The organism is Streptomyces sp. NPDC055506 (assembly GCF_053643595.1).
In genome coordinates, this window is record NZ_JBSHKH010000198.1 from 1 (window position 1) to 10,687 (window position 10,687).

Here is a 10,687-nt window from a genome sequence, read left to right on the forward strand (position 1 = left end):
GAGCGGGACTGCTCCTCCGGCAGAGGCCGCGTGTCGAGGTAGAACCACTCGGCGTCGGCGGTGGGCCATGGCGACGGCTCCGCCGCTTCGGCGGGCTCCTCGCCCATGGCGGCGACCGGGCGCCTGGGCAGCGGCGCCGTGGCCGGGGCTTCCCCGGCGGACGCGGCGGTGCGGGAACCGGCCGGCTCGGCCTGCTTGGCCTCCCCGGGCATCAGCAGTTCCACCCGCAGCCCCAGTCCGCGCTGCTGGGCGGTGAACTCCTCGACCTGGCTGCGGCAGGCGTGGTCGAGATGGGTCACGCCGGTCAGGTCGAGCCGGATCCGCGGCTTTCCGGACGCGGCGGCCGCCTCCAGCGCCTCGATCACCTTCGGCAGGCGCAGGAACGTGGCGTTGCCTGCCATGACGACCTTGGCCGTGTCCTCCTCCATGTGCTGGCGGATCACGGTCTGCGACATGCGCAGCGCGGCCAGCACGATTCCCGCGGCGACACCGAACAGCACGCCCTCCAGCAGCGCGGTCGCCACGATGACCAGCGTGGTCAGCGTCATCACCGCGAACTCGCCCCGGTCCTGCCGCCACATCTTCGGGAACTCGGCGGGCGCGAACAGCTTCCAGCCGCTGTGCACGAGGACACCGGCGAGCACGGAGATCGGGATCAGCGCGAGCACCTGCGGCAGCAGCAGCGCGAACGCGAGCAGCCACAGGCCGTGCAGTGTGCGGGAGAGCCGGGTCTTGGCCCCGGCCTGGACGTTCGCGGAACTGCGGGCCACGACCGCGGTGATCGGGAGTGCGCCGAGGACGCCCGCGACGGTGTTGCCGACTCCCTGGGCGACCAGCTCGGTGTTGTAGCGGGTGCGCGGGCCGCTGTGCATCCGGTCCACGGCGGCGGCCGTGAAGAGGCTCTCGGCGGACGCGATGACCGTGAAGGTGAGGATGGCGGTGATGATCGCCCCGTCGGTGAGCGCGCCGAACTGCTCCGCGCCCGGCAGGTTCACGGACGCGAGCAGGTTGCCCACCTGGAGCGTCTTCACGTCCACGCCGGGCAGCGCGGCGACCACCATGCCGATGCCCACGGCGACCAGCGCGGCCGGGATCTTGCCGGCCGGGCCGGGCACCTTCTTCCATACGAAGCTGAGCACGATCGTGACGATGCCGAGCAGGGTGGCGATCATCGCCTGCGGGTTGGTCAGGATGCCGGCCAGCAGCCCGGGGATCCCGGCCATGTTCTCGAGCGCGGTGCCGGGGGCCTTGGCGTCGGCCATGGGATAGGCCTGGCTGAACATCAGCGGAACGCCGATGCCGGCCAGCATGCCCTGGACGACGGCGACCGAGGTGGCCTGGAACATCCGGCCCAGTTTCACCAGCCCCAGGACGATCTGCAGCAGACCGGCGAAGAGCACGATCACGCCGAGCATGGCCACGCCGACGTCGGCGACGGTGTCCGCCACGAGCGCGGCGAGCCCGGCGGCCGGTCCGCTGACCTGGAGCGTACTGCCCTTGACCGCGCCGACGACCAGGCCGCCGATCACCCCGGAGATGATCCCGAGCTCGGCCGGAACCCCCGAGGCGACGGCGACACCGATGCACAGCGGCAGCGCGACGAGGAAGACGACGAGCGAGGCGGTGATGTCGGTGACGAGATCCCCCTTGCTCCCCACCCCCTTCGAGCCACCTGTCATCTTGCCGGCGAGCCCGCCCAGCACACCGCCACCGGCACGCCTTGCCGGACCTCCGGCAGAGCCACCCCTTGCCGGGCCTCCGGCGGGGCCGCCTGCCGGGCCTCCGGCAGGGCCGCCACCTGCCGGGCCTCCGGCAGGGCCGCCACCTGCCGGACCTCGGGCAGAGCCACCCCTCGGACGGCCTCCACCCTCGGAACGACCGCCGGCCCCCCAGTCCGCCATGACGTCCGAAGACCCGGCCGACCCCCAACTCCCCGTGCCTTCCCCGGGACTGCTCGGCCCCCAGCCCCCAGAACCGCTCGCCCCCCAGTCAGCCCCGCCCTCCGAACGACCGCCGGACCCCCAGTCCGCGACGGTGTCCGAAGACCCGGCCGGACCCCAACTCCCCGTCTCCTCCACCGGACCGGTCGAACCCCAGCCCGCAGCACCCCCCGTCGCCGGACCGCCCGACCCCCAGTCCGCGCCACCCCCCATCGCCGGACCACTCGCCCCCCAGTCCGAGACGCCCCCCTCGGCTCCAGCCGCTCCCGGGTCCGCCACGCCTCCCCCCGGGCCGACCCCCCGGCCACCCCGTGCGGCAGCACCCCGTGCGGCAGCACCCCGTCCCCGCGCGTGCGCCCCGCTCATGCGGCATGCACCTGGAACGTGCCGTCGTCGCCGCGTTCGTACACGAACCCCGTGTCGACCTCGTAGTACCAGCCGTGCAGCCGCAGCCGGCCCGCGTCGAGACGCTGCCGAACCACCGGGTAACTCCGCAGTGCGGTCAGTTGGTTGACGACGTTGCCCTGGGACACCTCAGGCAGTGACGGGTCGTCCGGCGCGGTCTCCAGTACGGAGGTCAGCTCGGGGCGGGCGATGCGGAGCCAGGCGTCGACACCGGGCAGTGCGGAGAGGTCGTCGCCGGACTTCAGCGCGCCCATCGCACCGCAGTGTGAGTGACCGCACACCACGATGTCCTGAACCCCGAGCACCTCCAGTGCGTACTCGATGGTGGCCGCCTCGCCGGAGGCCCCGGGCCGTCCGTAGGGCGGCACGATATTTCCCGCGTTGCGCAGCTCGAATATCTCACCGGGCCGCGCGCCGGTGATCAGCGCGGGTATGACCCGTGAATCCGAGCAGGTGATGAACAGCACCTCCGGATATTGCCCTTCAGCCAGTTTCCGGTATTCGCCGCTGTCGAAATCTACGCGCGTCCTGAACGTGCGCGCCCGGTCGAGCAGTGCCTTCAACTCCGCCTCCTGAGCTGGGGTTTCTTTCTATGCACCCCACCGTAGACGGCCGACCTACAGAGGAAGGTTAAGCGAACTCCAGAGCCCGGCCAGGAATTGAACATTCTTTGTCCCGGATATACATACGAACGGTAACCTTGTAGCGTGTGAACTCCAGGGCAGAGAATGCGAATTCGCGCTGCCCGGATTCATGCCGGCTCACGGAGAGACAGGACGCATGGGCATACGAGTGCTGCTCATCGAGGACGACGAGACGATCGCCGAGCCTCTCACCGAGGGGCTCGGCCACTTCGGACTGACGGTCGATCATGTCGCCACGGGCACGGACGGGCTGAGAGGCCCCTACAACGACGTCGTCCTGCTCGACCTGGGACTGCCCGACATGGACGGCATCGACGTCTGCCGGGGCATCCGCCAGGTCTCCGACGTCCCCATCGTCATCCTCAGCGCACGCGGCGAGGAGGCCGACCGCGTACTGGGCCTGGAACTGGGCGCCGACGACTATCTGGCGAAACCTTTCAGCGTACGAGAGCTGGTGGCCCGGGTCCGGGCGGTGACCCGGCGCACGCAACGCGCCCACCAGGCGTTCTCCGAGGCACCGGGCACCGCGGGTACCCCGGCGACCCCCGAGGCGCAGCCACAGCCACAGCCGTCGTACGACCCCTCCCCCGCACCGCCACCCCCGTACGAGCCGGCCCCCGCCCTCTCCTACGAGCCTCCCGCGGCGGCCTCGTACGACCCCGACCCCGATCCCCCGCACGACCCGGGCCCGCTGGTGGTGGACCGCCGTACCCGCCAGGTCTGGGTCGGCGAGGTCCCCGTCCTGCTCACCCCCAAGGAGTTCGACCTGCTGGCGCTCCTCAGCGAGGACCCGGGCGCGGTCTACTCGCGCCAGCAGATCCTGGACCGCGTCTGGGACCCGCACTACGACGGCCCGACCAAGACGCTGGACGTCCATGTGGCCGCGCTGCGCCGCAAGCTGGGTCACCCTGCGTGGATCCGGACGCTGCGGGGCGTCGGTTTCCGGCTGTCCGTGCACACCGGGCCGAACGCCACGCGGGTGGCCTCTCCGTGACCCGCCGGCTGCTGCTCAGCTACCTCAGTCTCGCCGCGCTGGTGCTGCTCTGCCTGGAGATCCCGCTGGGCTTCGTCTACTCGCGCGGGGAGCGCGAGCGGGTGGTCAACGCGGCGAAGGACGAGGCCGAGTCGGTCTCCGCGTACGCCGCGCTGTCCCTGGCGGCGGGACGGGCCGAGCGGGACCTGCCCGCACGGGTGACGCACTGCGCGAAGCGCATCGGCGGGAAGGTGGTGATCGTCGACGCCTCCGGCGCGTCGCTCGCCACCTCGCACCCGAGGGACGCCGCGATGTCCGGCAATCTGGCCGCTCGGCCGGGCATCGCGGCCGCGCTGCGGGGCACTTCGACGGTGGATGTGCGCACCTCGACCATCGGCGGTGTCGAGTACCTGTCGGTGGCGGCGCCGGTCGGCCAGGAGGCGCGGCCGGTGGGCGCGGTGTGGCTGACGGTGCCCACCCGCACGGTGCACGAGCGCGTCCACCACGTGTGGCTGCTGCTCGCCCTGGGCGGCTTCGCCGTGCTGACGGCGGTCGCCCTGGTCGGCTTCGCCTTCGCTCGCTGGGCGGGCCGCCCCATCCTCGAACTGGAGGACGCGGCACACGAGTTGGCCGAGCGCGGTGGCGGGTTCACCCCGGTGACGATCACCAAGGGGCCGCCGGAAGTGCGCAGTCTGGCCGCCGCGTTCAACCACACCGCGGCCCGGTTCGCCCATCTGCTCTCCTCCCAGCGCGCGTTCGCGGGTGAGGCCTCGCACCAGCTGAAGACGCCCCTGGCGGCACTGCGGCTGCGGCTGGAGAACCTGGAGCCGGACGTGGCCGCCCGGGCCCGGGGCAGTCTCACCGCCGCCGTCACGGAGACGGACCGGCTCGCCCGGATGGTCGAGCACCTGCTGGCGATGGCCCGGCTGGAGGAGCACGCGGCCATCCCGGCCACGGTCGACCTGGGCGCGGTCTGCGCGGAACGGCACCGCACCTGGCAGCCCCTGTTCGCGCGGGAGGGCGTCTCCCTCGTGCTCTTCGCGGGAAGCGTGGGCCCGGTGCTCGCGGTGCCGGGAGCCGTCGAGCAGATCATGGACAACCTGCTGTCCAACGCCCTGCGGGCTTCCCCGACCGGCAGCACCGTGACCATCGAGCTGCGTCTGCAGGCCCCGTCCCGCCGGGCCCTGCGGGACAGCCGCCCGCGCTGGGTCGACCTGCACGTCACCGACGAGGGCCCGGGCATGACGGAGGAGCAGCGCGCCCGCGCCTTCGACCGCTTCTGGCGCGCCCCGGGCGCCCCCAAGGGCGGCACGGGGCTCGGCCTCGCACTGGTGCAGCGGCTCGCGCACGCCAGCGGCGGCGAGGCGACCCTGCACGCGGCGGCGACGGGCGGTCTGGACGTGGTGATCCGGCTGCCGTCCGTACGCCCGCCGGTCGAGGGGCACGGGCCGGGCGGTGACCGGTCGAGGAGGCCGAGACGGGAGGCGCCGGCGCTGCCGGCGTGAGAACGTACGGACGGCATCGCCGGACACCCGGACGGCTTCGCGAGGCGGGGCCGCGGGCGGCACACTGCATGCCGTCCCACGGCCACGAGTTGTCCATGCTCCGTCAACCCTGCCCCCATAGCGTCCTTTCCGCCTCCCCCCACGCACAACCCTGCCGTCGACCGTCGGCAGGGCGGTACGGCACCTCTTGGAGTGAGAGTGGAACGTCGTAGCCTCCTGCGTGCGGCCGTCATCGGCGGCACTTCGGCCGCGTTGGGCGGAACCCTGTGGCGCGGCGCCGCCTACGCGGCCCCGGCCCAGCCCGGCTCCGGCCCCTACGGGGCGCTGGGTTCCCCGGACGCCAACGGCATCAGACTCCCCAGCGGCTTCACGAGCCGCGTGATCGCCCGCTCCGGCCAGCGGGTCGGGAGCACGTCGTACACCTGGCACAACGCCCCGGACGGCGGCGCCTGTTACGCCGACGGCACGGGCTGGATCTATGTCTCCAACTCCGAGATCAATCCCTCGGGCGGCGCGAGCGCGGTGAAGTTCTCCTCGACGGGCGCGATCACCGGCGCGTACCGCATCCTCTCCAACACCCGGCAGAACTGCGCGGGCGGCAAGACGCCCTGGAACACCTGGCTGTCCTGCGAGGAGGTGTCCCTCGGCTATGTCTACGAGACCGACCCGTGGGGCACGAACGCGGCGGTGCAGCGCGCGGCGATGGGCCGCTTCAAGCACGAGGCGGCGGCCGCGGACCCGGTGCGCAAGGTCATCTACCTGACCGAGGACGAGTCGAACGGCCGCTTCTACCGCTTCGTGCCGACGACCTGGGGCAACCTGTCGTCCGGCACACTCCAGGTGATGGTCGCGGGCAGCGCCACGAGCGGCTCCTTCACCTGGACGGACGTCCCCGACCCGGACGGCTCCCCCACGGCCACCCGCTCCCAGGTCTCCGGCTCCAAGTCCTTCAACGGCGGCGAGGGCTGCCACTACGCGAACGACACGGTCTGGTTCACGACCAAGGGCGACAACCGCGTCTGGCAGCTCAACCTCCTCAACAACACGTACGAACTGGCCTACGACGACTCCCTCGTCAACGGCACGGCCCCCCTCACCGGCGTCGACAACATCACCAGCTCCTCCTCCGGCGACCTGTTCGTCGCCGAGGACGGCGGCAACATGGAGATCTGCGTCATCACGCCGGACGACGTCGTCGCCTCGTTCCTGCGCATCGACGGCCAGTCGGGCTCCGAGATCACAGGCCCGGCGTTCTCCCCGGACGGCACCCGCCTCTACTTCTCCAGCCAACGCGGCACGACCGGCAGTTCCTCGGGAGGCATCACCTACGAGGTGAAGGGCCCGTTCCGCTCGTAGCCGCCCGCCCCGACTTCACACAACCATCACAGATTGGTCACCCCACGCTCATCAAGGGCTTCCGGGTCCTACGGTCATCCCCTCACGTAAGACCTCTGGGGGGATGACCATGACCAATCCGTACGGCAGCCCGCACAACAGCCCGTATCCCGCGCCGCCCGCGCCGCAGCCCGCACGCCCGGCACCCCGCTGGGCCAGGAAGCGCTACATGGTGCCCGCCCTGGGCCTGGCCCTGTTCATAGGCGCGGGCATCGGCGCGGGCGGCGGCGAGACCACCACCGACGCGAAACCGGCGGCCGCCAAGCCGCGGCCGACCGTCACGGTCACCGCGACCGCGACGGCCACCGCGACTCCGCTCGCGAAGAAGCCGGAACCCGCTCCCACGGTCACCGCCACGAAGACCGTCAGGGCCACCGTCACCGTCACCGCCCGGCCGGCGGCGGGCGGCGGCTCCGGCGACAGCGGCTCGGACGACGGCGGTTCCGGTGGCGCGGACGTCTACTACGCCAACTGCAGCGCCGTCCGGGCCGCCGGTGCCGCGCCCATCAGTCGTGGTGAACCCGGGTACGCCTCCCACCTGGACCGGGACAACGACGGGGTCGCCTGCGACACGTGACCCGGGTGGGCCGGTGACCATCGGTGCGTCCGGCCGTTCCTCCGGTTGGGCAGCTCGTACGGGCTGCCCGGCCGACGGAAGGAACATCACCGTGGACACGACCGTGCCCGCCCCCGACGCCCAGCCCGTGCTGCCGCGCGCCGAGTGGGTCAAGACGCTGCCGCAGACCATCGTCGCGTCGTGCGTTCTGCTCCTCGACGCCGAGGACCGGATCCTGCTGCTGCGCTACGCCGGGTGCCAGCCCGCCGCCGGGCTCTGGGGGCTGCCGGGCGGCATGCTCGACCACGGGGAGGACCCCTTGGGTGCCGCGCGCCGAGAGCTGTACGAGGAGACCGGCATCGTCGTCGACCACGATCCCCGGCTCATCGGCTACGACCACCGGGCCGATGTGAACGGCACGGGCCCGGTCATCGACTTCTACTTCCACGGCGGCCGCCTCCCGGCCGGGCTCTCCGTCAGGCGCAGCGCCGAGCACGACGACGACGGCCTGTTCGCCCTCGGCGACCTGGAATCCACCCCGCTGACGAACTCGTTGCCGGCCCTGGCCGCCCTGCACACGGCCGCGCTGACCGGAACCGTCGTCTGCCTGCGGGAAGGCCTGCCCCAGTGACCGCGCCCCGCCGCCTGGCGGCAGCCGTCCTGGCTTCCCTCGCACTGTCCCTGGCCCTGAACACGCCCTCGTCCCCGGCCACGACACCCCGCACACCGGACGGGCTGGAACAGGAGGCGGCGCGGGCCCTGGAAACAACCCGGGCGGTCAGCGTCCACATCCGCGTCCGGGACCGACGGCACACCGTCGAGGCAGGCGCCGGAGAAGCCGCCCTCGGCACCGGCCGCCCCGTGCCGGACGGCGCGCACTTCCGGGTCGCCAGCGTCACGAAGTCCTTCGTGGCCGCGACCGTGCTGCACCTGGCCGCCGAGCGGCGGCTGTCCCTGGACGACACGGTGGAGCACTGGCTGCCCGGCCTAGTCCGGGGACACGGCAACGACGGCCGCCGCATCACCGTCAGGCACCTGCTCCAGCACACCAGCGGTCTGCACGACTACGACAGCACCGAGCTGACCGGCAGGACGGCCCCCGACTTCGAGCGCCATCGCTTCGACCACATCGACCCTGAGCACCTCGTCGCCGCCGCCCTGCGGCACCCCCCGGACTTCCCCCCTGTCGCCCCCGGCGACCCCGAGCCCCGCTGGAGCTACTCCAACACCGGCTACCACCTGCTGGGCGCCATCATCGAGAAGGTCACGGGACGCCCCTGGGCCGAGGAGGTGAAGGCCCGGATCGTCCGCCGGCTGGGGCTGCGCGGCACCCGTGTCCCGGGAGACGACCCGTACCTGCCGAAGCCGTACGCTCGCACCTACCACCGGTTCGCCGGGTCCGGCGGCCACACCGACACCACCGTCCGGAACATGGCGTGGGCCGGTGCCGCCGGTGCGCTGGTCTCCACCTCCCGCGACCTGGACCGGTTCTTCACGGCCCTGCTCACCGGCGAACTGCTGCCGCCCCGGGAGCTCACCGCGATGCGCACCACCGTCCCGACCAACGAGGAGCACCAGCGGTTCACGCCCGGACTGCGCTACGGCCTCGGCCTGATGCGACAGCCGCTGCCGTGCGGCGGCAGCCGCTGGGGCCACCACGGCGACCTCGAAGGCACCTTCGTCAGAACGGGCGTCACCGCCGACGGCAGCCGGTCCGTGGTCATCACGGTCAACGGCAGGACCACCGACGACACCCACCTCCTCACCACCGAGAGGGCCCTCCAGGGGATCATCGACCGGCAGCTGTGCCGGCGGTGACCGGCGCTCAGGCCGTCGGCAGCAGGTCGACGGCCCGCACCCGCTTCAGATGGATCAGGAGGTCGAAGCAGCGGCCCAGCGCGATGTCGAACTCGTTGCGCTCCTCCGGATAGGCGGTGCCGACACTGCGCGTGGGCCGGGCCGTGCCCAGCCAGTGGCGGGCCGGGGCCGGTACGGTCCGCAGGTCCAGGACGTAGCGGTCGTGGCGCACCCGGTCCAGCGTGTGCTCGTTGCCGCCGGGCCGGGCGGGGCCGACCGTGTGGGTGAGCATCCGCGTCTCCTCCGGGTCGGTGGCCTTGAACGCGCCACGGCCGAAGGTGAGCCCGATGCTCACATAGCCGCTGCCGAGCCGGTCGCGCAGGAACGCCCCCTGCGTCCTGGGCAGAACCTTCGGGTCCTCGGGTTCGTAGCCGATGTGGTTGTTGTGGCCCGACAGCAGGATCCGGTGCCCGGTGTGCTCGCGCCACCAGACGACGTTGTCCGCCATGACGCCGTCCCGCCACCGCATGGCCTCGGCGACCTGCCGCGGATCCGCGAAGTCGAAGCCGTAGCCGGTCGCCGTCTGGTCGATGACCGTGGCGTGCCGCAGCACCCGGGCGAACTCCTCACGCCCGGCCTCGCCACCCGGCGCCGCTGACTCCAGCAGCTTCAGGGCGCGTCCGGTCCGCGAGGCCATCTCCCGCCGTTCGGCGAGCGGCCGGGTGAGGTACGTCTTCTGGTACTCGGCGGAGGGGACCGTCGGCCGCAGCCCTCGGTACAACTCGTCCAGGCGCGGCGCGAGTTCAGGCCGGACCCGGGCGGCGTACTCCGTCACCCGGTCGTACAGCTCCGGCCCGGTGTAGCCCCAGTCGTCGCCCATGAACCGGACCGGGTCCCCGGGGTGCTCGCGGTTGTACGCCCGCATCCACTCGACCAGTGCCAGGTTCTCGGCGGTGTTGTTCAGCGCGTAGGTGTACTGGAAGTCCTCCCGCATGATGCGCCGCGGATCGCCCTTGCCGTGCACGACGTAGTCGTCGAGGCGCACTCCGGTGCTCCAGGCCGTCTCCAGGGCGAAGGTGCGAAAGCCCCGGCGCTCCACCAGGTACCGGAAGACCCGGTCCTTGACCGTGAGGAACTCGTGCGAGCCGTGCGTCGCCTCACCCATCCCCACCACGCCCGCGCCCCCGACCGCTCCCCCGACCGGCCGGAGGTCACCGACGTCCCCGCCGGGCCCGACGGTACGCAGCGGGCTCGCGGCCCGCTCCAGGACCGGCATGACCGGGTCCCCCGCCGTACCGGGAGCGGCGGCGACCGCGGGGACCGGGGCGCAGAGGGACAACACCACGATGACAAGGGTCACTACACGCAAGGGCGGCATACCCGCATACGTGCCCGCCACCCGACGCCCCACAACCCACCCATACCTGAACGGATCGCGAGAAAACGAGAGAACGGGGGCGGCACCTCCGCAC

General features: G+C 72.3%; 10 protein-coding genes. 6 read left to right on the forward strand and 4 right to left on the reverse strand.

Annotation, left to right across the window (positions count from 1 at the left end; translation table 11 throughout):
* The 3 genes from ACWIF2_RS38525 to ACWIF2_RS38535 all read right to left on the reverse strand — a co-directional run.
* A partial coding sequence (locus tag ACWIF2_RS38525; protein WP_454366079.1) for a SulP family inorganic anion transporter occupies positions 1-1,679 on the reverse strand: 1,679 nt, incomplete at its 3' end.
* The gene (locus ACWIF2_RS38530) at positions 1,676-1,849 is read right to left on the reverse strand and encodes a hypothetical protein (protein WP_454366081.1); all 174 of its coding nucleotides are present in this window, start codon (positions 1,847-1,849) and stop codon (positions 1,676-1,678) included. The genes ACWIF2_RS38525 and ACWIF2_RS38530, both read right to left, overlap by 4 nt.
* A 453-nt stretch (positions 1,850-2,302) precedes the next feature.
* Positions 2,303-2,908 (reverse strand): carbonic anhydrase, encoded by a 606-nt coding sequence (locus ACWIF2_RS38535; protein WP_454366083.1) that lies wholly within the window; start codon positions 2,906-2,908, stop codon positions 2,303-2,305.
* Positions 2,909-3,125: 217 nt separating this feature from the next.
* On the opposite strand from ACWIF2_RS38535, the gene ACWIF2_RS38540 reads away from it, so the two are divergent.
* The 6 genes from ACWIF2_RS38540 to ACWIF2_RS38565 all read left to right on the forward strand — a co-directional run bounded on the left by ACWIF2_RS38540 (position 3,126) and on the right by ACWIF2_RS38565 (position 9,236).
* On the forward strand, positions 3,126-3,983 hold the full coding sequence (locus tag ACWIF2_RS38540) for a response regulator transcription factor (RefSeq protein WP_454366085.1): 858 nt from the start codon (positions 3,126-3,128) through the stop codon (positions 3,981-3,983).
* Complete coding sequence (locus ACWIF2_RS38545; RefSeq protein WP_454366087.1) at positions 3,980-5,467, forward strand: sensor histidine kinase; 1,488 nt, start codon at positions 3,980-3,982, stop codon at positions 5,465-5,467. The genes ACWIF2_RS38540 and ACWIF2_RS38545 overlap by 4 nt, the downstream gene beginning before the upstream one ends.
* A 198-nt stretch (positions 5,468-5,665) precedes the next feature.
* Complete coding sequence (locus ACWIF2_RS38550; protein ID WP_454366089.1) at positions 5,666-6,823, forward strand: alkaline phosphatase PhoX; 1,158 nt, start codon at positions 5,666-5,668, stop codon at positions 6,821-6,823.
* Between the two features lie 109 nt (positions 6,824-6,932).
* Entirely contained in the window at positions 6,933-7,439 is a 507-nt protein-coding gene (locus ACWIF2_RS38555) for an excalibur calcium-binding domain-containing protein (protein ID WP_454366091.1), read from the forward strand.
* A 91-nt stretch (positions 7,440-7,530) separates the two neighbouring features.
* Positions 7,531-8,049 carry an NUDIX hydrolase gene (locus ACWIF2_RS38560; protein WP_454366093.1) on the forward strand — a complete coding sequence of 173 codons (519 nt, stop codon included), beginning with the start codon at positions 7,531-7,533 and terminating at the stop codon, positions 8,047-8,049.
* Complete coding sequence (locus ACWIF2_RS38565; protein ID WP_454366095.1) at positions 8,046-9,236, forward strand: serine hydrolase domain-containing protein; 1,191 nt, start codon at positions 8,046-8,048, stop codon at positions 9,234-9,236. Before ACWIF2_RS38560 ends, ACWIF2_RS38565 begins: the two co-directional genes overlap by 4 nt.
* 7 nt (positions 9,237-9,243) lie before the next feature.
* On the opposite strand, the gene ACWIF2_RS38570 is transcribed toward ACWIF2_RS38565, so the two are convergent.
* Positions 9,244-10,593 carry an erythromycin esterase family protein gene (locus ACWIF2_RS38570; protein WP_454366097.1) on the reverse strand — a complete coding sequence of 450 codons (1,350 nt, stop codon included), beginning with the start codon at positions 10,591-10,593 and terminating at the stop codon, positions 9,244-9,246.
* Positions 10,594-10,687: the final 94 nt, after the last annotated feature.